General features: G+C 60.3%; 22 protein-coding genes and 4 pseudogenes. 6 read left to right on the top strand and 20 right to left on the bottom strand.

Annotated features, from left to right (window positions below; translation table 11 throughout):
• Positions 1 to 38 precede the first annotated feature (38 nt).
• A pseudogene (locus FHP24_RS26920) lies at positions 39 to 486 on the top strand (IS110 family transposase); the annotation flags it as partial.
• Positions 487 to 538: 52 nt separating this feature from the next.
• On the opposite strand, the gene FHP24_RS26915 reads toward FHP24_RS26920, so the two are convergent.
• Positions 539 to 1,636 carry an IS1595 family transposase gene (locus FHP24_RS26915; protein ID WP_139679334.1) on the bottom strand — a complete coding sequence of 366 codons (1,098 nt, stop codon included), beginning with the start codon at positions 1,634 to 1,636 and terminating at the stop codon, positions 539 to 541.
• A 146-nt stretch (positions 1,637 to 1,782) separates the two neighbouring features.
• Complete coding sequence (locus FHP24_RS26910; protein ID WP_139679333.1) at positions 1,783 to 2,886, bottom strand: nucleotidyltransferase family protein; 1,104 nt, start codon at positions 2,884 to 2,886, stop codon at positions 1,783 to 1,785.
• A gap of 244 nt (positions 2,887 to 3,130) precedes the next feature.
• Here FHP24_RS26910 and FHP24_RS26905 point away from each other — a divergent pair.
• Positions 3,131 to 3,823: pseudogene (locus FHP24_RS26905) on the top strand (hypothetical protein); the annotation flags it as partial.
• A gap of 368 nt (positions 3,824 to 4,191) precedes the next feature.
• Here FHP24_RS26905 and FHP24_RS26900 read toward each other — a convergent pair.
• The 8 genes from FHP24_RS26900 to FHP24_RS26865 all read right to left on the bottom strand — a co-directional run bounded on the left by FHP24_RS26900 (position 4,192) and on the right by FHP24_RS26865 (position 12,173).
• Positions 4,192 to 4,911 (bottom strand): sulfite exporter TauE/SafE family protein, encoded by a 720-nt coding sequence (locus tag FHP24_RS26900; protein ID WP_246091963.1) that lies wholly within the window; start codon positions 4,909 to 4,911, stop codon positions 4,192 to 4,194.
• A gap of 39 nt (positions 4,912 to 4,950) precedes the next feature.
• A complete protein-coding gene (gene otnC, locus FHP24_RS26895; protein WP_139679331.1) occupies positions 4,951 to 5,586 on the bottom strand; it encodes a 3-oxo-tetronate 4-phosphate decarboxylase in 636 nt (211 codons plus the stop codon).
• Entirely contained in the window at positions 5,573 to 6,859 is a 1,287-nt protein-coding gene (otnK, locus tag FHP24_RS26890) for a 3-oxo-tetronate kinase (protein ID WP_139679330.1), read from the bottom strand. Before otnK ends, otnC begins: the two co-directional genes overlap by 14 nt.
• Before the next feature lie 4 nt (positions 6,860 to 6,863).
• A complete protein-coding gene (locus FHP24_RS26885) occupies positions 6,864 to 7,538 on the bottom strand; it encodes an aspartate/glutamate racemase family protein (RefSeq protein ID WP_139679329.1) in 675 nt (224 codons plus the stop codon).
• A 19-nt stretch (positions 7,539 to 7,557) separates the two neighbouring features.
• Positions 7,558 to 8,970 (bottom strand): NAD(P)H-dependent oxidoreductase, encoded by a 1,413-nt coding sequence (locus FHP24_RS26880; protein ID WP_139679328.1) that lies wholly within the window; start codon positions 8,968 to 8,970, stop codon positions 7,558 to 7,560.
• Positions 8,971 to 9,113: 143 nt separating this feature from the next.
• Positions 9,114 to 10,640 carry a tripartite tricarboxylate transporter permease gene (locus FHP24_RS26875; RefSeq protein ID WP_139679327.1) on the bottom strand — a complete coding sequence of 509 codons (1,527 nt, stop codon included), beginning with the start codon at positions 10,638 to 10,640 and terminating at the stop codon, positions 9,114 to 9,116.
• 21 nt (positions 10,641 to 10,661) lie between these two features.
• Complete coding sequence (locus FHP24_RS26870) at positions 10,662 to 11,108, bottom strand: tripartite tricarboxylate transporter TctB family protein (RefSeq protein WP_180356144.1); 447 nt, start codon at positions 11,106 to 11,108, stop codon at positions 10,662 to 10,664.
• 78 nt (positions 11,109 to 11,186) lie between these two features.
• Positions 11,187 to 12,173, bottom strand: coding sequence for a Bug family tripartite tricarboxylate transporter substrate binding protein (locus FHP24_RS26865; RefSeq protein ID WP_246091962.1), 987 nt, complete (start codon positions 12,171 to 12,173; stop codon positions 11,187 to 11,189).
• Positions 12,174 to 12,324: 151 nt separating this feature from the next.
• Between FHP24_RS26865 and FHP24_RS26860 the strand changes: the two genes are divergently transcribed.
• The 3 genes from FHP24_RS26860 to FHP24_RS26850 all read left to right on the top strand — a co-directional run bounded on the left by FHP24_RS26860 (position 12,325) and on the right by FHP24_RS26850 (position 14,944).
• Positions 12,325 to 13,263: a LysR family transcriptional regulator gene (locus tag FHP24_RS26860; RefSeq protein WP_180356143.1), complete on the top strand. Its 939-nt coding sequence runs from the start codon at positions 12,325 to 12,327 to the stop codon at positions 13,261 to 13,263.
• An 840-nt stretch (positions 13,264 to 14,103) separates the two neighbouring features.
• Entirely contained in the window at positions 14,104 to 14,388 is a 285-nt protein-coding gene (locus tag FHP24_RS26855) for a hypothetical protein (protein WP_139679324.1), read from the top strand.
• A gap of 259 nt (positions 14,389 to 14,647) precedes the next feature.
• Positions 14,648 to 14,944: a WGR domain-containing protein gene (locus tag FHP24_RS26850; protein ID WP_342782364.1), complete on the top strand. Its 297-nt coding sequence runs from the start codon at positions 14,648 to 14,650 to the stop codon at positions 14,942 to 14,944.
• A gap of 214 nt (positions 14,945 to 15,158) precedes the next feature.
• On the opposite strand, the gene FHP24_RS28890 is transcribed toward FHP24_RS26850, so the two are convergent.
• Entirely contained in the window at positions 15,159 to 15,323 is a 165-nt protein-coding gene (locus tag FHP24_RS28890) for a hypothetical protein (protein WP_180356142.1), read from the bottom strand.
• Positions 15,324 to 15,713: 390 nt separating this feature from the next.
• On the opposite strand from FHP24_RS28890, the gene FHP24_RS26845 reads away from it, so the two are divergent.
• A complete protein-coding gene (locus FHP24_RS26845) occupies positions 15,714 to 15,992 on the top strand; it encodes an HU family DNA-binding protein (protein WP_139679322.1) in 279 nt (92 codons plus the stop codon).
• 245 nt (positions 15,993 to 16,237) lie between these two features.
• Here FHP24_RS26845 and FHP24_RS26840 read toward each other — a convergent pair whose 3' ends face one another.
• The 9 genes and pseudogenes from FHP24_RS26840 to repC all read right to left on the bottom strand — a co-directional run.
• Positions 16,238 to 16,555, bottom strand: coding sequence for a DUF736 domain-containing protein (locus tag FHP24_RS26840; RefSeq protein ID WP_180356149.1), 318 nt, complete (start codon positions 16,553 to 16,555; stop codon positions 16,238 to 16,240).
• 657 nt (positions 16,556 to 17,212) lie between these two features.
• Positions 17,213 to 18,139, bottom strand: coding sequence for an ArdC family protein (locus FHP24_RS26830; protein WP_139679320.1), 927 nt, complete (start codon positions 18,137 to 18,139; stop codon positions 17,213 to 17,215).
• A gap of 71 nt (positions 18,140 to 18,210) precedes the next feature.
• Positions 18,211 to 18,354: a hypothetical protein gene (locus tag FHP24_RS28885; RefSeq protein ID WP_180356141.1), complete on the bottom strand. Its 144-nt coding sequence runs from the start codon at positions 18,352 to 18,354 to the stop codon at positions 18,211 to 18,213.
• Between the two features lie 115 nt (positions 18,355 to 18,469).
• The gene (locus FHP24_RS26825; RefSeq protein WP_139679319.1) at positions 18,470 to 19,081 is read right to left on the bottom strand and encodes a hypothetical protein; all 612 of its coding nucleotides are present in this window, start codon (positions 19,079 to 19,081) and stop codon (positions 18,470 to 18,472) included.
• Between the two features lie 611 nt (positions 19,082 to 19,692).
• A complete protein-coding gene (locus tag FHP24_RS28880) occupies positions 19,693 to 19,848 on the bottom strand; it encodes a hypothetical protein (RefSeq protein WP_180356140.1) in 156 nt (51 codons plus the stop codon).
• Positions 19,849 to 20,158: 310 nt separating this feature from the next.
• The gene (locus FHP24_RS26820; protein WP_139679318.1) at positions 20,159 to 20,863 is read right to left on the bottom strand and encodes a DUF7007 domain-containing protein; all 705 of its coding nucleotides are present in this window, start codon (positions 20,861 to 20,863) and stop codon (positions 20,159 to 20,161) included.
• A 49-nt stretch (positions 20,864 to 20,912) separates the two neighbouring features.
• Positions 20,913 to 21,128: pseudogene (locus FHP24_RS26815) on the bottom strand (DUF1419 domain-containing protein); the annotation flags it as partial.
• A 142-nt stretch (positions 21,129 to 21,270) separates the two neighbouring features.
• Complete coding sequence (locus tag FHP24_RS26810) at positions 21,271 to 22,299, bottom strand: DUF3991 and toprim domain-containing protein (RefSeq protein ID WP_342782363.1); 1,029 nt, start codon at positions 22,297 to 22,299, stop codon at positions 21,271 to 21,273.
• Between the two features lie 347 nt (positions 22,300 to 22,646).
• A pseudogene (gene repC / locus FHP24_RS26800) lies at positions 22,647 to 23,617 on the bottom strand (plasmid replication protein RepC); the annotation flags it as partial.
• Positions 23,618 to 23,699 lie beyond the last annotated feature (82 nt).

Genomic DNA, 23,699 nt, shown 5'->3' with positions numbered 1-23,699 from the left:
CAGGGTGAGGTCGCTAGAAAATTCTCTGGAGGCCAACCATGCCGATAACAGCAGATCAATCTCAAGCGCAGACCGCTACTCTCGTCGATCGTGGCGCAATTTTCGTCTCGTTGGAACTGAGCAAGTCAACCTGGCTGGTGACAGCTCTATCACCTTGTCGCGAAAAGATGTCCCGCCACACCATCAATGGAGGTGATCTCGCCGGCTTATTTGCATGTTTTGCAATGCTTCGCGAGAAGGCAAAACGTCGAACGAATATGCTTTATCCATTGGTAGTGATCCAAGAGGCCGGGGCTTGATGGCTTCTGGTTAGGGCGGGTCCTGAGTGGGGAAGCCTGGATCGAGAGCCACATTGTAGAAGCAGCATCGATTGCAGTGCCGCGCCGGCATCGGCGGGCTAAAACCGATCGCACCGATGGTGAAACGCTGATCCGGGCTTTGATTGCATGGAAACGAGGCGAGCCACGTGCATCCTCAATGGTCAAGCTTCTTACACGGGGTCGGAACAAGAGCAGTCCGAAATCGTACGCCGCCTTTATCAACCAAAGACAGCTACGGCAGATTTGATGATGATGCCTCCGTCATGGCTGCGGCGCATTTGGCGGCCAACAGCAGCGCGAAAAACCTGCTGCAATTGTAAAGCAGGCGGGATTCTTGACCAGAGCGTCTTCGTACTTTCCTTGCCACTTCGACTTTTGCGGATCACTTGACCCGTAACGACGCGCTGGGACCAGCGAAAGCCCATTTCGTGAAAATACAGGTTCGCAAGTTCTGGGCTGATATGATGAAAAACGCCGGCGATGGTTCGGCGAACCCGCGCATTGAACCCTTCGGCTGAATTGACATGGACGGAATCGCGAACATATTCGCCGTTGGAATGATTGACCGTCTCATGCGCGGCAAAGCACTCGCCCATAGCTACGAATGCCTTTGCCTCATCGCTCATCAAATGTGCATGAAGCTCTACCTGCGGAGCGACGGCACGCACGGCGGCACTCAAGGAAAGGCCTGAGACAACGGCGGCACGGGCATGTCCTGCCGATGAGCCGGGGGTGATGTCTGCCGGGCGCTGCACGATCGCCATGACCGGCGTCTTCTGCGTCTTGGCCTGCCCCTTACGGCCTCTTCCGGGTGGCGGGTCATCGGGTTTCCGGTCTGGCCTACGACCAAGATAGAAATGATCCACTTCCACCGTGCCGTTGAGCATGTGTTCACGCGCCACCATCAGACGCAACGCATGGCCCATACGCCAGGCCGTTGGCTGGCTCACGCCCAGTGCCTCAGCAAGACGAACCGAGGACAAGCCTTTGTCAGACTGGAGCAGCAACCACATCCCCTTGAGCCACGTACGCAAGGGAAGCTTTGTAGCGTGCAAGGGCGTACGCGCCGTCACAGTGAACTGGAAGCGGCAATCGCCGCTAGAGCACTGATAGAGACCGGGCCTCGCGCGACCCCTGCCCGTATCCCGGCCAGCTATCGCAATAGAACGTTTGTAACCGCAAGCCGGGCAGATCCTGCCATTTCGCCAAACCATGCTTTCCAAAAGGCGACGGCATTGCTCTTCGTCCTGGAACGCAGCGATCATGTCGTCAATTGTTCGAATGTCGGAAAGCACCGCGGGTATGGTTTCGGACATGGACATCTCCTTCGGGAACACTCGAAGAATCGCATGATAGGCCCGCAACTACAAGGCTTTCGCTGTTTTTGGTTGATAAAGGCCGCGTACGATTTCGAACTGCTCTTGTTCTGACCCCATTTTGGATCCGTACCTGTAACCGACTTCTAAGTGCCCAAAGGGATGTCCTCCGGCGGGTCTAAACCGATCTCCATGTTGCCCTGTCTCCTGATCCGGTTAAGCGCATCTTGGCCTTCCGCAGACAACATGCTGTTTGCCGCTTTCTGAAGAGCCTCTTGCCACGCCGGCCCACGTTGCCACGCTTCCTCGAACACAATCGCAAAATCGGACGCCCTGCGGGTCTCATAAAGAGCTTCGAAAAGGACCTCGGCTTGGCGGATATCTTTGTCGCGTTTAACCGCACTCAGCCCGTCCGTCCTTCGTCTCGTGGCCACGATCATTTTATGCACCGCATATCGGGCTGGGTCTGGAACAGTCACAGGGACGCCGCTCTTGTGCAACAGGATCGTTCGTAAAGGATCTTTGATCAGGAAATCGAGAAACCGGAGTGGATCCGCACTCGCGCCACCAAGAGCAGGCATGCTTGCGGGTTGGTCGATGTAGCCATTAGATCCCCGGTTCGAAGTTAGGAATTCTACACGATATCCGGTTGCATTCTGGAAGGCGGACGAGGCAATCGAACCTGATCGGTGGGGAACCGGCCGAAAACTTGGATCAACGTTCTGAAGGAGATCAACGATGGGAGGAAGCGTGTCTTCGACCTCGCGAGAGATTGCGTAATCCTGGGCGATATCGGCATCGCCGGTCAGAATTGCCGCCGCTGGCAATCGAACGCCAAGCAAGCCCGCATAGGTTTGGAACGCGACCGTGCCGATGAGCACACCACGGAGCCGAAATAGGCCGCCGGATGCGAGCGCTTCCACGATCGCTCCTGACATCGTATCCGGTGCAATCATCCCGCCTTCACGAGTGAGACTGCTTACCATCCGCCGCCGTGCTAGAAGATCATCTTTCTGCCGCTGATGTGTCTCGACGCGGCGCGTGATCTCATCATCTTCTGCAGGACCGACATAGCGCCGGGATTTACCACCGGAACCATCCGGTAAGTCGAAGTACCAGTAGCTTCTTTCCTTGACCACCACGCGCTGAAAGCGGCCTTCTGGTGGAAAGTCAGCAGTCCAAGCGGCGTCCATTGACCGTTGTCCCAGCTCCGCCAGCATTGTCTGATAGACGAGATCGATCTTTTTCATCGTGATCCCAGCGGGTTATACCTTTTTCGAAATACGGTATATCAGGCTTAACCCCTCTGCGAAAGGGTAGAGACATAACCCTGTGCATCGACCAACCTACAAGCGTTCCACAATCTCCAAGCGAAAAACAGGAAGGAGATTGTCAAATCGGACGTCTCTGCACGGTCAGAAATCTGATACATCCTTTCTTAAAGCTCCCCTCATATTCCCGCTCGCCCTCGGCAATAGCGCCGAGAGAAACGGAATGAGCATGACCAAAAACGACATTGCATCACGTCATTTTCAGCGAAAGATATCGGAATTCTGCGAGCTACGCATTGCTCCCATCGGCTCCGGGAGGGTGCTGGAGAATATCCAACCTTACTTGGTCAGCCTGATCATCTACCGGAAACCGCCACCCCTCCTGAATGGCCATATCGACTGGACGACAATTGGTCAGGTCTGCAGGATCGAACCCGAGCTGACTGCCGAACTGAAAAAGCAGCTCCGGCCAAGCTTGGATGCAATCATTCGATGGCTCGGGGCACCACCGGCAGCCGAAGAGCGACGATCCCAAAAGCCAAAGACCCGCCCGAACAAAATAGTGCCTGCAAAGAAGGTAGCTTCCGCATCCTCAACCAGAAAACCGCAACGCCCGGCGGCCGAGGGCACGTTTGTCCGACCTGCATCCGCGGCGCGCGGGCCTGCACCGAAGCCAATCAGTCCACCCCCAGCCCCAGTATTCGAAGCGACGGAGGATCCGGCGAGCTTTCAGGATGCACTGGTCTATCATATGCGTCGGTTCGGCGACACCTATTGGCAGCTCTACCGCGCCAATGTTCATCTCAATGAGACCTTCGACCATAAGACGCTGCTAACCTGGATCCAGGGCGAGCGTGTGCCCCGATCAGTTGCGAGTCTCGACGTCCTCCACCGTATCGAGCGGCGCTACCGACTTTAGGACGGTTATTTTAAGGAGAAGCTATTGACCGCGTTCTTTCCTGTATCGTCGTCTGCTCCTTTTCCGAATAACTGAACAGCAGACAAACGAAACCCCGCTCGATGATGTCGGTGGAGTTTTTTCGTTTCCGAGTACGGCTCGATATTCAGCCAATTCGGCGGCTTTCTATGCTGCGAAAGTCGTGGAAGCCTTTCAACCTCAATAGTTTAGATCGATTCTACGGCGCCAAGCGCATCTCGCAAAAACCTTCACGCTACTGTCTTGTTTTTGCAGCCGTCTTTGCCCGCTTGCATGGTTTTCGCCGGTTTTCACAGGTTCATGGGAAAGCATGCTTCTGCCCTACCGTTGCGAAGATGCGACACGTCTTAATGCAGATGGCCAAGACCTAATGCCAGAAGCCAAGCACCTGACACGAGCGTCACGACATCCATCATCGTCCTGAAATGATGATCGCCAAGGCTCGCCGCGAGGGGACGGACCAGGAACGTCCCTGCCATCAGTGCACCGCCGATGACGACGCCCCGCATCATGGTTGTTACCGTTATGGCGCCGAATTCCCGGAAGCTGACGATCTTGGCAGCCTGCACGAGGAGCGACGCGGCCGCTTCCGTTGCGATGAAGGCGCCGCGCACAAGGCCGAAGGCCAGGAATGCCGGGACGCTCAGCGGACCCGTCGACAGGAATATCCCGGTCAGGAAGCCGACCACGGCGCCGGTCAGTGCCAGATGGCCGATACCCGCCGTCGAAAATCTGGCAATGGCCATGCGGCGGATCGGCACTAGCGCCATGATGAACAGGCCGAGCATCGCTTCCGGCCATCCCGCCGGAAGGTGGATGAGCGTATAGGCGCCGAGCGCCGCCGCCGGCATGCCGGGCAGCGCGTAGGCGAGCACCGCGTTCCAGGCGATCGAACGCCACCAGGCCAGTGCCCGCGACAGATTGGCGAGAAAACCCGCCACCGCCATGATCGGGATCGCCTCGACCGCGCCGAACATCGGCACCAGGACCGGTAGGAGCAGAAGGCTGGCTCCTGTGCCAACCAGTCCGCTCAGCGCGCCTGCGGCCAGAGCGACGCTCAGAAGCACGAGCCATTGATCCAGAGGGGTTTCCTTTTCCGATCCGCTTCAGCTTGGAAAGACGTCGTTCAATTCGGTGATCGCCTCGCAGGTCAGAAGCGAGACGGGGCGATTGCCGACCAGGAAGAAGAGCTTTGCCGTTTCCTCCAGTTCCTCGTAGGCGTGCACGGCGTCCTGGAGAGACTTACCCGACACGATGGGGCCGTGATTGGCAAGCAGCATCGCTTTGTGTTCACCCGCAAGCCCGCGCACAGCATCCGCCAGTTTCCGGTCGCCGGGCCTGTAATAGGGGATGAGTGGCAGGCGACCGACCCGCATCACCTGATAGGCCGTCAGCGGCGGCAGGACATCGGCGCTGTTGTCGTGGCAGAGGCAGGATACCGCGACCGCATGGGTGGAATGCAGATGCACGATCGCCTTTGCGGTTGGCCGTTCCTCATAGACGGCAAGGTGGAAAAACGCCTCCTTTGAGGGTGGATCGCCGGCGATATGGGTGCCGGCAGGCGACACTTTCGAGATCTGCTCCGGCGCGAGAAAGCCGAGTGACGAATTGGTCGGGGTGACCAGGATCGAGCCGTCGTCGAGGCGCACCGACAGATTGCCGGCGCTGCCATGGGCAAGGCCGCGCATGTAGAGCAGGGATCCGACCTTCACGATTTCAGATCGAAGACTATCTTCGCTCATGGGTAACATCGCCTTTCAGAAACTTGAGCGCCTTCTCGAAAAAGTCAGGCGCGCCGAAATTGCCGGATTTGAGCGCAAGAGCAATATCCCTATTAGGCCCGGCCAGGATAGGCACGCCCGGATCGATTTCGGGGCCGATGTCGAGAGCTCCCAGGCCAAGCGCCTGGGCGACCGCTCCGGACGTCTCCCCGCCGGCGACGACGAGCCTGCGAACCCCATTCTTCACCAGCTCGCGCGCCGTGTCGGCAAACAGCCCGTCAAGCGTGCGGGCAAGCTTCTCGCGACCGTAGCGGCGCTGCAACTCCTCGACATCCGACGGATCATCAGAGGAATAGACGAGCGGTGCCTGTCCATGATGTCCGGTCACGAAATCCAGAATCTCCGCCACGCCGAGCCGGCCGGCCATGATGGCGTCCACGTCGAGCGCCAGAACCGGATGGTTCTTTGCATGTATCGCAATTTGCTGGCGGGTGGCTGTCGAGCAGCTTCCGGCGAGGATCGCTTCCGGTCCGTCGACGCCGGAAAAATGCGAGACGCCACCACGGGCCAGTCCGCTGCGGATGAAATTGGCCGGCAGGCCGATGGCGATGCCCGAACCGCCGGTCAGAAACGGCATGCCGGCAGCGGCCGTGCCCAGGGTAACGAGGTCCTCGTCGACTGCCGCGTCGCAGATTACCAGGGTCTGTCCGCCACCCGCTGCGACATCGAGCGCATCCCGAACCGCGGCGCTGCCGGCCCTGACCGTTGCAACCGTCACAAGGCCGACCGGATCATTGGTCTGGCGGGCAAGCCAGCGGCGGATATCGGGGTCCGGCATCGGTGTCAGGGGATGGTGACGCATGCTGGATTCGCTCAGCAGTCTGTCATGGACGAAGAGATGCCCCTGATGCACCGTACGTCCGACAGTCGGAAAGGCCGGGCAGGCAATCACACCCTTGACGCCGAGCGCGCCGGCGATCGCCTCGCCCACCGGGCCGATATTGCCTTCCGGCGTGGAATCGAATGTCGAGCAATATTTGAAGACGTATTGCACGCAGCCTTGCGTCTGCAGCCACTCAAGCGCCGCCAGCGCTTGGGCGATGGCCTCGCCGATCGGGGCCGAGCGTGTCTTCAGCGAGATCACCCCGGCCTCCACAGCGGCTGCGGCCGGAGATGACGGGATGCCGAAATATTGTGTCACGGCCAGCCCGCCCTGGCCGGGCAGTCCCTTTGCCAGCGTATTGGCAATATCTCCGGCCCCGGTAAAATCGTCTGCGATTACGCCGAGCAGCATCGGTTCACGTCTCCTTGGCTTCGACCAGTTGTTTCATTCTCGCCACGGCGCTTTCCGGCGCGGTCAGCACACTCGTCTTGACTGCGGCGCGAACGGCTTCCGTAGCCCGCGAGGTCGAAAAATGCGCGAGCATGATCGCGTCGCAGGAAGCAAGACTTTCTGCCGCCTCGGCAACGCGGCGGTTGTGATCCGCGACATCGCCCCGGCGCAGGCTTTCGATCGCGCCACGCGCAAGGACCGTAGTCAGCCGCGTCTTGCTGCCGGCCTGTGCCGAGAAGTCGCGAAATTCATCCTCCATCGTCGCAATTGCCGGTTCGAAGGTCGCGATCATGCCGATATTCTGGCCCAACGAAAGGGCTTCACGAAACATCGCCTCGTTTGGCATAAGCACCGGGACTGCAACCTCAGCCGACAGGCGTTTGATCGCCGGGCCGAACGCGGAACAGGTGATCAGGATACCGTCGGCCGAACCCTCGATTGCCTGACGCCCGAGGGTGATGAACCGTCGCGTCAAGGGTTCGGATAGCTCGGCGCCCTCCCGGGCCCGGTCGAGCGACAGGCTTTCATCCAGGAGATTGACGGCTTCCGCCTGCTGCCAGAGGCTTTTCATCGCGGCGCAGACCGGATCCATCGCAACCGGGGTGGCGTGGAACAGGAATATGCGGGGAGCATCGGTCATGGGTCAGTCCTGCCTGCGGTCAGAGAAACGTCCGGTCCTGAAGACGCCGCATCGCCCAGAGCGCCGATCCCTGCGGTTCCTCCACCATGTCGTAGGTGACCACCGTTCCTGCCGGAATATCCACTGCCGCCGGGTTGCCGGTCAGCAGATGCGCGCAGGCCGGGTTGCCGGCCTTGACCGGCACTGCGGGGATAATGCGGGCGGTCAGCATCGGGCTGTGGTCGTTGCCGAAGATCTCGCCCGCCTTGATGTCGCGTGCCGCAACCTTCACGAGGTCGTAACGCGGCAGATAGTTGTCCGAACCGGTATCGATGCCCAGCAGCCCTGCCATCAGCAGCGAGGTCGATGTCTCAACGCCACACAGATGATAGGGCCGGTAGATGACGGCCGCCGTCTCGTCGTAATTGGGGATCTGGCCCTTGGTGACCAGGACATGGTTCGAGTAGGCGTTGTCGCAGCGGACGACCAGGAACACACCGCCACCGAGCCCGGATTCATCCGGCCGCCTGAGGCAGGTGGCCAGATCGATCGTGTCGCCGTGTTCGAACAGGCCGCCATTTTCGATTTCCGCATAGGCAACCGGGATTTCGGTAATGCGCAGCGCCGCGTATATGAGCGTATCGACGGCCGGGGTCATGCCCGTATAGTTCGCCGCTACGGTGATCTCGCAGAGGTCGTAGGCTCCCGGCTGCGGCAGGCGGGCCAGGATCTGCTTGCGGCGGGCAACGAATTCCGAAGCCTTGCCTTCGGGGATCATCGCCAGCCATTTGCGGTCTTCTTCGGCGACGGTGATCGTCTCGACGTAAGGCGCGTGGATCTTCTTGTCGGTCTTGATCGTCACCGTCCCGGCCGCCTCGTCGTAGACGAACTCGCCATCGGTCGCCTTGCCGCCGGACAGCACCGTCAGGCCCACCGACTTCGCCCATTCGTAGAACTGGATCAGAAGCCCGTGCTGGTCGCCATCGACGGGCGTGTAGATGACGCCGGCATCCTTGGCGAGCCGTTTCAGCATCGGCCCAACCGCAACGTCGCAATCCTTGGTGACCATGGCGACATGCTTGCCGGCTTCGATCGCCTGGCTGGCATAACGCACGCTTGCCTCGGGAACGCCGCTGCTTTCGCAGACGATATCGACGGCCAGGATCGCACCGATAATGTCCGGCCTGTCGGTATAGACCGACTTGCCATCGGCGATCCGCGCCTGCGCCTCTTCCGCCGTCTCCACCTGGACGACGAGCGCCATGTCGTAGCCGCCCTTTTCATAGGCGCCGCGCGCCGCCGCAAGCGAGATATCGGCAACCGCCACGACATTGAGGCGCGGCGTATAGGGCGCCTGGGTGACGATGGCCGTGCCGTAGTTTCCCGCGCCGATAATCCCGACTTTCACCTCGTCGGCCTTGGCGAACCGTGCATAGAGATGATGATAGACCATTGTAACCTAATCCCTTTTCGTCAGCGCTCGAGGGCGCTTCTTTCTATGTCCTGAGCCTGAACCAGCTCGAGTTTCCTGTCGAACGCGCAAGGTTTCGGCCTCGCGCGCCGGGTATTTGGCGAGATCGCCCTGCGCTTTCGTTTTCAGTGGACCTTGGTGGCGTCCGGTTCGATCGTCGCCTCCGGCTTGGGCTGCGATTTCTGGAAGATCCAGGGCGCCACGAGCAGGACGACGGTGATGAGCAGGATGACGAGTGCGATCGGGCTCTTGAAGAACACCGACATATCGCCATCCGACGCCACCAGCGTGCGGCGGATGCCGCGCTCCAAGATCGGGCCGAGGATCATACCGAGCACCAGCGGCACCGGCGGGTAGTCCAGCTTCATCATCAGGTAGCCGAGAATGCCGAAGCCGATCACCAGAACCACTTCGAACATCGAGTTATTGATGCCGAATATGCCGAAGGCGATGATCGCGATGACGGCCGGAAACAGGTAGCTGGGGCGGACGAAGGCGCAGGTGGCCAGAACCGGCGTCAGCACGATGGTGATCGCCACCAGCGCCAGGTTGCCGATGTAGAAGCTGCCGAAGATCGTCCAGACGAAGGCGGATTGGGTCTGGAACAGCATCGGCCCCGGCTGCAGCCCGATCATCAGCAGCCCACCCATCAGGACCGCGGTCGTGCCGGATCCGGGAATGCCGAGCGCGAACATCGGGATCATATTGCCATAGGCGGCGCTGTTGTTGGCAGCTTCCGGCGCGGCGACACCTTCCATGGCGCCATTGCCGAAACGCTCCGGATGTTTGGATGTGCGCTTGGCGAAGGCATAGGCGATCATCGTGGCAGCGGTGGCGCCTGCGCCTGGTAGGATGCCGATGAAAAAGCCGATCAGCGAGCCGGAACCCAGCTCCCGCCAGCAGCGCAGCGTGCCGCGGATATCCGGCAGCAGTTCGCGGAAGCAGAAGCGATTGTTTTCCTCCGGCTTTCCGATCGACGGCGGGGTGGCATACATTTCCGCAAGGCCGAACAGGCCGACCGCGATGATCGAAAATTCTATGCCGTCGAACAGCCGCACTTCGCCGAAATCGAACCGCGGCAGGCCGACCATCGGGTCGAGCCCGATCGTGCCGATGAAAAGCCCGACGAACAGCGACATCATCGCCTTGTTGAGATCCTTGCCGCCGAGCACGCTGACGAGCGACAGCGAGAAGATCATCAGCGCGGTCATTTCGATCGGCCCGAAGGCAATGGCGGCCTGGGCGATCGTCGTCGCGAAGGCGGTCAGAAGAATGAGGCCGATCAGGCCGCCGATGAACGAGGCCGCAATGCTGAGGCCAAGTGCGGCCCCCGCCTTGCCGTTGCGGGCAAGCTTATGGCCGTCGATGACGGTCATCGTCGCAGAGGCGTCGCCGGGGATCCCGAGCAGGATCGCGGTGACCGCGCCGCCATATTGCGCGCCGTAATAAACGGCGCCGAGGGCGGCGATCGCGGCCGTCCCATCGAAGCTGACCGCGACCGGCAGCAGGATCGCCACGCCGGCGGTCGGTCCCAGCCCGGGAAGCGCACCGATGAACAGGCCGATGACCGCACCGATCATGATCGCGATCAGAACGGAGGGTTGCGAGGCTGCGACCAATCCCTCGGCAAGAAGATGCCATGATTCAAACATGATGGATTCTCTTTTTGGGGATCAGAGCAGCGGAATGGTCAGAACCACGCCGAAGACGAGATAAAGAATTATGGCCATCCCGACCGAGATCGCGCTGATCGCAGCGAGCGACCGGCGATCGCGTGCGCCGAAGATGCAGCCGACGGCGATCATCAGCGGCACGGAGGCGATCAGCATGCCGATGACATCCGACATGAGGACGAAGCCGACAAGCGCGAGGCTGACGAGCAGCACCCTGACCACTTCCATCCTGTCGACTGTTCCGCGCAGACCCGATTGCCGGAGGACCTTGATGAGGTTGAGCGCCGAGAACAGCGTCAGTCCCGCCCCGATCCACACCGGGAAGAAACCGGCGGCCGGCACTGCACCGTCCTGATAACCGAACATGGTCCCTTGCCAGGCGATATAGATGCCGAGCAGGGCGAGGATGGCCGAAAGGCCGAGGTCGAATGAGCGTAGAGGTATCATCTGCTGTTTCTCCTGAGCCTTCGGCAATGGAGCCTGTCTTGGGCGATGCCCCCCGGTCATGACCGGGGGGCATCGGTCTCACTTGATCAGGCCGAGTTCGCGCATCAGGGTCTCGTATCGCTGCGACGTCGCGACGATCTCCTCGCCGAATTCCTTGCTGTTGAGGAATAGCGGTATCTCGTTGAAGCGGTCGACATACTGGCTGCGCCATTCCGGGCTGTCGGAAACCGTCTTCATCACGCCTTCCCAATAGGCGACGGCGTCGGCCGGAACGTCCTTGGGCATGATGATGCCGCGAAGCTGGGTATGAACGATATCATGTCCCAGTTCTTTGAAGCTCGGCACGTCCGGCAGCGATGCCATCCGCTCGGCCGAGGTGACGGCCAGCGCTCGCATCTTGCCGGCATTGACCTGTTCTAGGATTTCGTTCGGATTGCCGAACAGAAGGGTGAGGTGCTTGCCCAGAACCGCCGCCATGACCTCGCCTTCGCCGTCATAGGGCACGACCTTGATCGAGGCGCCGAGCTGCTTGTTGAGGAGATGCGACAGAAGTGCCGGGTCGGAGACGGCGCCGGCAGAGCCGATCGTCAGCCCCTTGGCAGTCTTGATGTCGTCGATCGTCTTGATTTCGGAATCGGCCAGTACGGCGAGGATATAGGGCGAGCGGGCAATCGCTGCGAGCGGCGTGAAGTCCTTGTAGCTCAACGGCATCTTGCCGAGCAGCGGGGTGGTGAAGAAGCTGACGCCGACGCCGCCCAGATAATAGGGATTGCCCTTGCGGGAGCTGATATAGGAATAACCGACCGCGCCGGAACCGCCCGGCCGGTTTTCGACCAGCATCTTGACCGGGATGAGGTTCTTTTCGTTGATCACCTTGGCCATGGTGCGGGCGACGATGTCGCTGCCGCCTCCGACGCCAAAGGCAACGATGTAATTGATTGTCTCGCTAGGATAGGCATTAGCTCTGGCTGAAGTTAGCGTGAGCGATTGTGCAGCGACGAAGGCCGCTCCGCATCCGAGAAGCGTACGCCGTTTCATGCCTTGGTGAGCTTCGTAAGTGTCCAATGGATTTCCTCCCGATTTGAAATTCGGCCCTCCAGCCGATACCGACAACCCCTTCCCGATTGCGGTTTGATAACTAGACCCCGGCGACAGTGGCGAAGCAAGTATAATAATGATACCGATTGGTTCTTCCTACAGACCAATCGGAGCTCCATTGGAAACGATCAACGACATCAATCTGCGACTGTTTCAGACGTTCCTCGTCGTCGCCAGCGAAGGAAGCTTCCGTCTTGCCGGCGAGAAGCTGAAGCGTGCCCATTCAGCCGTCAGCGTTCAAATCCGCCAATTGGAAGAACAGCTTCAAGTGAAGCTGTTCGATCGAACAACACGTAGCGTTAAATTGACGGAAGAAGGCGCTAGGTTGCAGGAAAGCCTGAGGAAGGCACATTTTGAGATCCTGCATGGATTACGTGAAATTCGCGAAGCCGCGGATCTCAAACGCGGACAATTGTCGCTTGCCAGCTCATCCCACGTGGCCTCGGTCCACCTTCCCCCAATTCTCACGGAATTTGTCAGCCAGTTTCCGGAGGTGGCGGTCACTATACGAGAGCTGACGTCGACGGATTTATATGCGGCATTGCGCCAGCAGGAAGTCGATTTCGCCATCGGTCCACATGGTACGGACCCCGCTTTCGAATTCAGCCCCATTCTGGTCGAGCCACTTCATGCAGTCGTCCATCCACGCTTCGTTGATCCATCGAGAGACAGCATAACTTGGCAGGAGATCGCTCAGTTTCCAATGCTTCTGCCCGCCCCCCAGACCGCGATGCGCAGGATCGTCGACGAGGTTTTGCGAAGCAATGGACTGGAGGGGCCAGGCCGGTACCAGTTCATCCAGGCCGAAACGATCATTGCGATGGCGGAGGCGGGGCTGGGGATCGCGGTTCAGCCGAGCACGAGGCTGGAGAAACACCCACCAGTCAACGCTCGCGTCATGACGCTTACAGAACCACACATACGGCGCGCAATGTCACTGATCCGACTGCGGGATCGTGCCCTTTCCCCGGCAGCGCGGCACCTTGCGGAGAAGATCATTACCGAGGTCCGCACCGTGACGGGTTACCAGCAGGGCGAGAGTTTCTCGGTCTATTGAACCGGGACTCGGACATCGCGGCCGCAACCAGCAGAGCACACGTCGCAACTAGGCGCCTCACTGATCCGTCTATGCGCACAATCACCTATTCACCGATTGCCGCATTTGCTCATACACCTATCCGCCGATGCACTATTTCGCATCTATACCGGTTCACCGAAACGCTTGTTTGCCGCTTCACGCATTCGCGCATAAACCGATTCGGTAAATGCGCACGGCGCCGATTTGCCGATACGCTCAATCACGCATTCGCCGACCGCAACTGACAAGTTGCGCCTCCGTCTGCCGGATGCGTTTTTGCCATCTTTCATAAAAGAGAAAGATGGCTCCCCACCCTCCTTATCGGAAGTTGTCCGAGGACATCGGATGCCCCCACAGGCTGCGCCTTGCACTCGCCCCTCGGGCGAAAAGGCTATTGGTATACCAATAGCCTATCCTGCCATCTTCTTCAGGTCGGCAAGACATCGTGCCCGGGACGCAAATGCTGTTGCGCGTCGTCAGACGAAGCAACAGCGATCGGAGGTGTCTCATCACAGATCCGCGTCGCAGGAACAGCGCGGTGTTTTGCCGATCTGAAGAAGATGCTGAGGCGAGCCGTCGTCGCGAGCGACCCGGATGAGCGGATCGCAGGGATCGGACATCGAAGGCTGCGAGCGATGAGACGGCGAGCACACCGCAGGAGGGGATGAGCATCTGGAGGGGATACCCTAAGCATGAGGGTGGAGCGCAGGCTGCGCATTTCCTCCGTATTGTTTGGCGAAGTCGCGGCAGCGCCTGCCAACCGGCCCGAAAGGCCGGGCGGGGGTTGACCCGCTCTGCAGAGCGATAGAGGGGTTCATCGTGCATCAAGACGAGGAAGTCAAAGTCACGTTGAGCTGCGAACATTTACAAGTTGTCCGTAAAAGCATCGAAAGTGGCGAATTTGCCACTCTAAGCGAAGCCATTCAGGACGGCGTAGAGACATGGAAGCGCTGCCGCATTGAGGATATCGAGCGTAAGAACGCCCTAAACGAACTAGTTCTCAATGCGGCTGAACTTTATCCGGCTTCGCCTAAGACGGCTCTTCGGGAGGATAAGTCCCCTGACGTTACTGATCCAGTCGTTGTAATTTATCGAGATGAGTAGTGCGCTGTTGTCAACGTGACAATTGACCGGAACACCCACCGCCCCGACATCTGAGGCGGAAGGTCGATCCGGCCGTCTCATCCCGCGAGAAGTGATCGTCACCGAAGCTGGAGAGCGCGGAGCGGGCTCCGTGAGCGACGCAGCGCGACGCGAATAGAGCATGGCCGGCTGTAGCCGGCTCGCCCAGATCAACGCTTGCGTCGCCCATCGATCCATCACGATTATGAATCGAATCCTATCGACCGATTCAGAACAGTCGTTGGACGGAGAACGTGAGATCCACGATTCTGCCGGCATGATCTCGCAACCTTACCAGCTCTATGTCGAACGCTCCGATACGTTGAAAAACACGGCACGCTACTACGCCATGGATATCTCGATGACGCCGGTCGGGCACGCCTGCCTGACACGGCGATGGGGTCGGATCGGGTCACGCGGGCAGTCAAAGCTTCATATCTTCGAGAATGAGCAGGAGGCGGTGTCACTGTTCCTGGACATTCTGCGCCAGAAGCGTGGCCGCGGTTATCGCCCAACACGGCGGCAACATCAGGTATGATCGCTCGACTGTCATGAGCGCAACGCCGGGCGCAACAAGCATAAGAGTTTCTATCATTTCCATCGACCCCAATCTGTTTCGAGGAACTGACAATGCATCCGGGCACGTTCCTGACGTCAATGAACCCGCGTGTCGCCATTGCGAAGCGATGCTTCGTGCTCGGCGCGCCGGTCGATCCGGCGGGCCGAGCAAGGCAGGACGGCAAAAGCCTCCCTTAGAAGGGGGGCTCGGCCGAGACCTGGCCGTCCTGTTCGGCGATGATTACCGCAAGCTCGGCGCGTGCCAGCTCGAGTTCGAGTTCGAGTTCGCGGCGCTCGACCGGGTCGACCGACACATTCAATTCCAGGCGCAGCTCTTCAATGTGTTGTTCCAGAAGCATCTTCGTCTCCTTGACGTCGTGAATGACGACGCCTGCGGTCATGAGGGGTCGGGTCGGGTCAAGGTTCGCGTTAGCGACCGGCGGAGCCGGCGTGCGGAGGAGCCGATTTTGGTGGAGTGGAGGGAACCGGAGCGGAGGCAAAATTGGAGGGGCCGCGCGACCTTGAGGCGGCGCGATCGCTCATGGCACCCTTGGAGAGACTGAGCAGATATACCCTCTCCGTATGGCACCCATGGCGACGTGCGCGGCCGGGTAGATGCGCCCGAGTGAGTTTATGCGCCGAGAACTTGTGGAGAGGCCATATTTCTGGGCGTTTGTGCTGCACTTCGCCAATGACACGCCGGAGTTTCGCTGCAAGGAATTTGCGGTCAAAGATGCGGAGACAAGACCATGACGACCACAAACGAAATTGCCGACAAGATCGCTGCCGACCATAGCTTGACCAAGACGCAGGCCAAGACCATTGTCGAGGCGGTGATCGCCTCGATTACTTCTGCCGCCGTCGCAGGCAACGAAACGAGCCTGCCAGGGTTTGGGAAGTTCAAAGTCAAAGCGACGCCCGAGCGTGAAGCCCGCAATCCGGCGACAGGCGCGACCATCAAGGTGGCGGCAGCAAGAAAGCTGGCCTTCACGCCGGCTAAGGCTCTGAAAGACGCCCTCAACAAATAAGGTCTTCAGACGGACAGAGAAAAGCCCGACATCGCGCCGGGTCTTTTCGTTTCTCCTGTGGCCCCAAAAGCCCGTCGAGCTGGCAAGCTGCTGGACAATGGCACGGCGACTGGGCCAATCGCCTTGTGTCGTAATCGTCGAGCCGTTGGAAAGAGGGGCACGCGGGCTCGTCTCGCCGCGATGCCAGGGCCAGGACAACAGAAGACGAGCCCCGCCTTTTCCGGCGGGGCTCGTCATTGCGAAGATCAGATTTCGCGCTTTGGCCGGTTCCAGATGAGAGCGTACTCGCCTTCTTTCTCGCCCGGCCATAGGGCGGCGGTGATCGGTGCGTTGAAGCTTGGGTCGTCGAGTTTGACCGAGATGTATTGCTCACCATCGGTTGAGACCGCCTTCCAGCCGGCCCCGACCTCGACGCCGTTACCGGCGGTGATGCGGAAATCCGGGGCGTCCCGCGAGACGCGTTCGATCGGGTTCAGGCGGGCCTTCATGCTGACGGTGAGGGTGCGAACATTGCCAATGATGGAGTTGTTACCGTTGGTGGTGAATTCGCCGATGACTGCCATTGTCGTGTTCCTTTTCCGGTGTGTTCGGGCCGCGCCCACCGCGGCCTCGATGGCGGTGTCAAGACCGACGGCGATCGACGCCGCACCCTTGGGCCGAAACGTCAGTGGAGGGCGGCCGGGAGCGGCTTTCTTGTCGCGCGAGGAATGCGAACCTGTTCGCAGGGGAAGAAAGTTGCGGACGGGCGTTGCGGTCCAGGCGATCAAGACGAAGGCGTCCTTCGGTCACACCAGTCCCATCGAGGTCTGCGTGAGTGCGGTCCTTCGTTCCGGATGGGCAGGTCACGACCCGCAGTCATCGACCGGCTCCCGACCGACATAACGCTCGAGACGCTGTGACCCCGCGCGCCCGCGCAATTGCCTGGCCACGCTGACCGGTCGGCATGAGATCGCTGGCCCCATTTTCCGTCCACGACGACGCTGGGATTGGGCTGGTCGGCCGGGCCTCTCCGATAGCTGAGGCTACTCGACCTGTCCGGCTAGACACTGCACATCCCCTCGCACTCGTTCGGCCATAGATCGAGCTGGCGATCGGCCCGATCCCACCATGGGCGGCCATCAGCGCCACGGTGGTGGATCGGACCCCGGCCCCGAGCGACAGCACTCTGAGCCGGATCGTCGAGGTTTCAGCGTGGTCGGCAAGCTTGGGTTCGCACAACGTCAGACCGCCTCGTGATCGGAAGACGCCTGCGGCTGAAGACCATGGAGATAGGCGACGGCGCGCTGCGCATGGGCAGCAGCCTGGAAGATAGCGCGCTTGTCGGCCCCGAGGATTGCGGCCCAGGTCTGGATATAAGCAGCGTGATCCGGCCGCGGCTCCAGTTCCGCAACGATCCCGAGATCGGCGCAAAGCATCGCGGCGCCGAGCTCGACGAGCATCTCTTCGAAGGCACGTTCGCGGCGATCCTTGTGATAACGGGAAAGATCCCTGTTCAGCCTATGAGCCGCGGAAGTCCAGTGCAGTGTCTCATGCGCGCGGATCGCAATGAAGGACGTCGTGTCGCGGAATTGCGCCGGCTCGGGAAGCTGGATGTGGTCGGTGGGCGCTGAATAGTAGGCCTGGTTGCCGCCATACCGGACGACCGCGCCTGTGTTGTCGAAGAAGCGGTCCGCGTACTCGATGCGCTCGAGCGGTTTGGCAATCGCGTCGGGAGCGCGGTAATAATGATCCGGCAATCCTTCAATTTGATCACAATTGAAGACGGTGTAAGCTTTCAGGAACGGGATATCGCGTTCGATCTCGCCGCCGCCAGCGTCGGTTTCCGTCTTGGTGAAACGGTTCGCATAGACGACGGTGGCGCCGTTTTCGCCCTTGCGGACACGGGCGCCAAGCTCGTTCGCCTGTCGCAGGGTCATCCAGGTCGCGGAGGTGAACCCGCAGGCAACGCTCTCCGACCATAGGAGGAGCACGTTCAGCCCCGTATAGGCCTGTCCGTTATGCCGGAGCGGCCGGCTCACTCGGCCGGACATGTTGCGGGCGCTCCATGGCTTGACCCAAGGGCGCACGCCGCTTTCCAGATCGGCCACGATCCGGTCGGTGATGCGGGCATAGATATCGATGCGGGCGGTTTCGGTCTTCTTGCTCATTTTTCAAACCTCCGTTTACGGAAGGCCGCGTCGATCGCGACCTCGTCACGGAGGGCCGATTGCAGGAGCGGTCAGGGGGCAGGAGCACCGGAACGGCCGAAGCGCATGTGAAGGACGGCGAAGCCGTTGCGGCCTGCATCCGGCTCCTGCAGGACCGAGGCCGGGACGGGGTTGCGAGCGGCACCGATGGCCGTTTCCCGCCTTTCTTCCTCCATCCTCCTTCGGCATGGTCGCTATGGACTACATGGAAAAGGCCGCTCTGACTGGGCGGCCGCCAATATCAGACCTAGATGGAACGGCGGAACCTGGGCTCCGCCGGTTGGGATGGCCTCAGTCGAAGGCCGACATCTGGGCCGCGGCCGCCTTGCGGTCGAGCGTCTGGCCCGGATTTTCGACCGGTCGGTCAAAGGGCTTCCAGACCTCGCCGACAATCTGCTCGTAGGCTGCGACGGCGCCCTCGGCTGCCATTCGGAGCGCGTGAGCCTGGATGCCCATATCCGCGGCGAATTCGCGCTTGCGCTGAGCGGCGCTGTCATAGCCGACCGGCCCGTCGAGATCCTCGTCGCGGGCATCAGCAGCTCCTTTGGCGGTGGCATCGCGCGCTTCGCTGACGGCGCGGGAATAAAACTGGCCGGCACCGTGCGCCGAGCCGACATAGGCACCGACGATGCGCTGGAGGTGGATCTGCATCGCCCTCTCCCCGAGGCCGTCCGAGAGGCCGGTGGCAGTTTCGACTATCAGGCGCTCGTGCATATCGCGGATGCCGTCGCTATCGAGGATGGCAGCGCCGAAGCTCTCTGCGATCTTCAGTGCCTGGGCTTCATCGGGGCATGTCAGGCGGACCATTTCGACGGTAGCGCCCTTGCGAAGCTGGAGGACGCGGGCGGATGGACGGGAGGCCTGATTGGAGGATTGCCGGGACTGGTTTGCTGGCTTTGCCATGATGGTTTCCTTTCGTTATCTGCCGAGGCGGCTTCGGCCCCCTCGGCCGGCCCGTCCTTCGGTGCGGTAGAAAGGGACCGACGCAAGCCGGCCGGTTCAGGGTCCGGGCGAGCCAGATCGAGCAAAGCCGGCATGCGGGCAAGCGGGGCCAAAGCCCTGCGATGTCCCGCATTCCTGCTTTGCGACGAGCGACACGACCGGCCGCCCCGCGGCGCGACAGCGGCCTTGAGCCGGACGGGCGTTGGTCCAGACCGCCACGAAACCGAAGGCCGGACCGGCCAAGGGGAGCAACCTTGCCGGTCGAGATGCCGGAAGCAGTCCACAAGAAGCAATGACAATCTGTGAAACGATCGTATCGGATCGCTGACCATGACGACGAGGCGGTCTTAGGTGCCGATTGCGTCGGCCTTCAATTAGGCCACCTGCGCCCGTGGCAGCCAATCCTCGAAGTCCCGTTTTGACTGACCCATCTCACCCGCCGGCTCCCGCAACAACGCGACAAGATCGTCAAAGAGATCCGCTTTCCGCTGCAACGTCTCGCGAAATGCCTCGGGCACCGGATGATAGGTCGGTTCCGCCCCGTCGGTTGGCTCTTCGCGGATATCGGTGATCTAGGTGTCACCCGAGCTATCGGCCCCGGATCGCTCGTCGTCCCATCCTTCGTCGCTGATGGCCATTCGGCCCGCGTTGTGGATGGTTGCGGCCTTGTAAAACCGTCGGCGATAGATCGGCAAATGATATTCGGTGTCGATACGAAAGCGTTTCATGCTGCGCTCCTTCCGTGTCGAGGGATGACATCCGTGACCGCCTCGGACAGCTGAGATTGCTGCTTCCTGGCGCGACAGCTTGCGGGTCAGGGCCTCGATTCCGGCCCGCGCTCGAATTCGAAATGCTCGAAGTTGTCGAAAGAGCGCTTCATCCGACCTGGTCCACTATGATCCTGAGCGCCTGCGCGACCGATTGGCCACCCTTGGCCTTTTGGGTGTTTGTGGCACGCTCCGCCATCACCTCGATCTGTCTGGAGACCAGATCGAGGTGATGGCGTGTCTCATGGCGGGGCGCCTTTGAACGAGCGGATCATCTCGTCCGCCCGACCCAGGACATGAAGGACGAGGGGCCGTCGTAGGTTTGGTGCCGGGTCTCATCGATGACAAAACCGAAGCGACCGACCTCGTATTCGCCTGACGACACCAGATATCGTCGTTCGTCAACGCCAGAGCCTCGCTTGCCACCGCGCGTGGCGACCACTTCCGTCATGCCGGTATGATGATCCGACCGACGCGCCGATATCACGGCCCAGTCGTCTGCATGATCGCATTCGAAGCTGCGACGATCCCTGACGTCGGGTTCACCCGGCACAAGCATCACACCATGGATGGCCTCCCAGGCATCGGGTTGCCAGGTCTCGCACTTCTTGTCGGCAATCCGCCTCTCATCGCCGGTGAACAGGTTCGGAAAGGTGATGGTGACGGCGGCCCAGCAGCAATCCTCATAGAAACAATCGGCCGATCGCAAGAAGGCGTGGACTTGCGCATTGCGCTCAGGTGACAGATGGAAGCGGCCATGGCTGGCGGTCACATGGCTGACGATGCCCTCGGCATAGACTGTGACAATCTGCGACCACCCCCAGGGCGTGCCGCAGCACTGCTGTTTCTGGATACGATTGAGGCGTGCGAGGTCACGCCGATGCTCTGCAGTCTCGAATACGCGCGCCCGGAAGTCCGCCTCATCCGCTACCCGGCCCTTATGACTGTAGAAAGATTGACCTGTGAGCTCGGACAAGGGGCGATTGACACGCCACGCGCTGGCGATGAAGCCGCCCGTACCCGCTCATGGCAAACAGATCGCCACGCATGAACAGCGGCGGCAGGATCCCGAACATGTAATCATGGGAGGGCTCGTCGATTTCGAACCATTTGCCGGGATAAACGGCGCTGTCGTCCTCTGCCCATCGGTTGGGCCGCTGAACATGCCGATCGAACAAGCGGGACATCTGCCGGCGATCGGCGGTACTCTGGTAGATCCTGCGGATAGAAGCTACGGTCATGGGGGGGCTCCTTCGGGCTCGTCCGGGCCTGAAGCGTGGCTGATCCTCGTGGTCGCCATCTTGTCTTCAGCCCTTCTGGCCCCTCCGCTCGAGCCGCCTCCCGGTCCGGACGGGTCAAGGGCCGGCAGAGCCGGGCGAAGCTTCACCCTTGATGCGCCCGGCGGGCATGCGGCAGGCCTCCTATCCTTTCCATCTTCCTTTTCCTTCTTTCTATTTCCCGCGCACGCAACGCGTCGTTCCAGTCTTCTGCGGGTGGCTTGAGCCGCTGCCAGTCGCAACCGGTAGCGTCGGCAATGTCGCGTAACCGACCGGCGAAGGTCTCTCCCTGGCTATTGGCATCTGTGGCGGCGACGAGTCGTGAGCCTTTGCGTTCCGCAAGTTTGCGTAAAGCTCTGTGGGTAATCGGAGACCAGCCGCCGCCCGTGCTGAGATACATACTGCCCTCGCGAAAACCTTCGAAAGCCGCAAGGCTCATGGCATCGATCGCAGCCTCGGTCACGCAGAGCCGCATTGCATCCTCGGCGCCAAATCGGAAGAGAACTTTGGAACCGCCGGTGGCAAAGCCGCGCCAGACCGGTCCGCGTTCTTCCCAGCCGGAGACTATTCCGTCGTCATCGACATGTGCCGCCCACATGCTACCAAAGGGTCCCTCCCGCAGCAGATCCGTCCGCATGGCGGCTAGAATGATATTTTCCGGGAGGCAGCGTTCCGATCGGAGATAGTGCCAAGCCTCCGAGCCCCGCCACAACATGCTACGCTCGGCCCAACGAGCTTGAACGGAAACGCCTGAAGCTTCGTTTCGAGCGGCTCGAAATTCTTGCCCCACTTGCCAAACTGGCAGAGCAGCCGAAAATCCGATCAATCCCGCCACACGTTCGACGGCATCGCTGAACGACAGGGCATTCAGATGTTTGGCAAGGCCGAACACATCACCCTTCGCGTCGGACAAGGGATCGAACCATCCCCTACCCTCGTGGATGACGATGACGATCTCTGCGTTTCGCCGATACTTGACCGCACGCCGCGTGCTCTCTTTCAAATCAATCGTGAAGCCTGCGACCTCGAGCACGGCTCCACACGGGACCCGCTCCCGCAGGTCTTCCAATCCACGTCTTTCCATATTTCTCCGGACCAGAGGCCCGCCCTTCTTCATTCTTTCCTTTTCCCACATTGCGTAGGACCCCTTCGTCTGCCGCGAAGAGCAAAGGAGGCAAGGGCGCGGATGACGGATTTCAGGTCGGGCGGCCGGCTCTGGCGAAAGATGGCAGACGCGGCGAAGCTTCCCTTGCCGCCTGCCGCTCGCAAGCGGCACCCAAACGAGCTGAAATGCCTAAAGCCAAGGCGACTCAAGGACCTCCAGCGGACACGTGCTACCTCGCCCAAGTGGAGATCAGTTCAGTAATCGGAGGCAACGTAGGTCGTTTCGCGACAATGGTCATTGAACCGACGACGCAAAAATCGGCTACCTTAAAAACACAGCGTTTTCAGCTATTTATCAATGTTGGCAGCTACCAACTTTTATCCGACCTTCAAATGCCCTGCACCGTTTGCCCTCAGAGCAGACATAACCATCGGCCCCAGAGAAAACTCCCCCAGCTGTGTTCTTCGCGTCAAATCACGAAGGTAGCCGCCCGGAGCATTAATGAACGCGGCCCGCTCCAGCATACAGGACACCGCGACCGCTGCGTTCTCCGGCCCCATCACTTCGCAAGCGTCCTGGTAAACGGACGGACTGATCCCGAGCATCGATCGCACAGTAACTGCGGTGGTCATCAACTCCCGCCAGTATGTTACAACCCCACCCGGTGCCTAGTCGATAACCGTCGGACAAGCCTTGAGCACCACGATTAACGGGAAAGCTTGCATCGGCTCGCTCTTGTGGCCCATGTTTCCATGCGAGGTCGCGCCCAGCTCTTCTCTGGAGCGAGGTTCAAGTTCATTTGTGGATTCGGTATTTGGATTCTGTATGTGCCGCTCGATAAGAGCGTCATTGCTGCTCATATTTTCAGTTTTCCCAGATTATCCAATCGATTGACGACTTCCTCGTGTAGCATCTCGATTTCATCCATGAGCGGGGCAATAGTCGCGAGCGTCTGAATACGGGGGATCCGCGAGACGATCCCCACACAGATCCCTTCAATTGCATGCCAGCCACCTTGCGCGCTCTCCTCCATAGCGGCCGTGATCAGCTTGCGAACTTCTCGCCGGTAAAGGCTGAGACTCTCCTTGGCCTTGCGCAAAGCGGCACGATCAGCGGCGACCTTCTGCGCCATCGACGCTAATTCTTCCGAACGAGCTAGAAGCGGCACCAGGTCGAAACCGAATGCAGTCTCGATCTCGTCATCATGGTCCTTGAGTGCGTGCGGCTTGCCGTTGGGGCTGTCCTTACGCACGATCAAACCTGCTTCGACGAGGACCGCAAGGAGCCCCCTCAGGGCCGCGCCCGACATCCCATGTGCCCGCAGAGCCAGCTGGGCATTCAAGGGGAACTCCCGACCGAGCTACATCGAAAATTACACCCATAGGCAGGATGGATTCGACGGGACACCGCAAGCAGCTAAGCTCCACATC

The organism is Aliirhizobium smilacinae, assembly GCF_006335145.1.
Classification (GTDB): Bacteria; Pseudomonadota; Alphaproteobacteria; order Rhizobiales; family Rhizobiaceae; genus Neorhizobium; species Neorhizobium smilacinae.
This window is presented reverse-complemented; position numbering and strand designations above follow the sequence as displayed.

What these genes read in the sequence shown, in the direction of transcription:
- FHP24_RS26915 (WP_139679334.1), bottom strand. Translation starts at nt 1,636, where the DNA reads ATGTCCGAAACCATACCCGCGGTGCTTTCCGACATTCGAACAATTGAC.
- FHP24_RS26910 (WP_139679333.1), bottom strand. Translation starts at nt 2,886, where the DNA reads ATGAAAAAGATCGATCTCGTCTATCAGACAATGCTGGCGGAGCTGGGA.
- otnC (WP_139679331.1), bottom strand. Translation starts at nt 5,586, where the DNA reads ATGAGCGAAGATAGTCTTCGATCTGAAATCGTGAAGGTCGGATCCCTG.
- otnK (WP_139679330.1), bottom strand. Translation starts at nt 6,859, where the DNA reads ATGCTGCTCGGCGTAATCGCAGACGATTTTACCGGGGCCGGAGATATT.
- FHP24_RS26885 (WP_139679329.1), bottom strand. Translation starts at nt 7,538, where the DNA reads ATGACCGATGCTCCCCGCATATTCCTGTTCCACGCCACCCCGGTTGCG.
- FHP24_RS26880 (WP_139679328.1), bottom strand. Translation starts at nt 8,970, where the DNA reads ATGGTCTATCATCATCTCTATGCACGGTTCGCCAAGGCCGACGAGGTG.
- FHP24_RS26875 (WP_139679327.1), bottom strand. Translation starts at nt 10,640, where the DNA reads ATGTTTGAATCATGGCATCTTCTTGCCGAGGGATTGGTCGCAGCCTCG.
- FHP24_RS26870 (WP_180356144.1), bottom strand. Translation starts at nt 11,108, where the DNA reads ATGATACCTCTACGCTCATTCGACCTCGGCCTTTCGGCCATCCTCGCC.
- FHP24_RS28890 (WP_180356142.1), bottom strand. Translation starts at nt 15,323, where the DNA reads ATGCTTCTGGAACAACACATTGAAGAGCTGCGCCTGGAATTGAATGTG.
- FHP24_RS26845 (WP_139679322.1), top strand. Translation starts at nt 15,714, where the DNA reads ATGACGACCACAAACGAAATTGCCGACAAGATCGCTGCCGACCATAGC.
- FHP24_RS26840 (WP_180356149.1), bottom strand. Translation starts at nt 16,555, where the DNA reads ATGGCAGTCATCGGCGAATTCACCACCAACGGTAACAACTCCATCATT.
- FHP24_RS26830 (WP_139679320.1), bottom strand. Translation starts at nt 18,139, where the DNA reads ATGAGCAAGAAGACCGAAACCGCCCGCATCGATATCTATGCCCGCATC.
- FHP24_RS28885 (WP_180356141.1), bottom strand. Translation starts at nt 18,354, where the DNA reads ATGGAGGAAGAAAGGCGGGAAACGGCCATCGGTGCCGCTCGCAACCCC.
- FHP24_RS26825 (WP_139679319.1), bottom strand. Translation starts at nt 19,081, where the DNA reads ATGGCAAAGCCAGCAAACCAGTCCCGGCAATCCTCCAATCAGGCCTCC.
- FHP24_RS28880 (WP_180356140.1), bottom strand. Translation starts at nt 19,848, where the DNA reads ATGAAACGCTTTCGTATCGACACCGAATATCATTTGCCGATCTATCGC.
- FHP24_RS26810 (WP_342782363.1), bottom strand. Translation starts at nt 22,299, where the DNA reads ATGTGGGAAAAGGAAAGAATGAAGAAGGGCGGGCCTCTGGTCCGGAGA.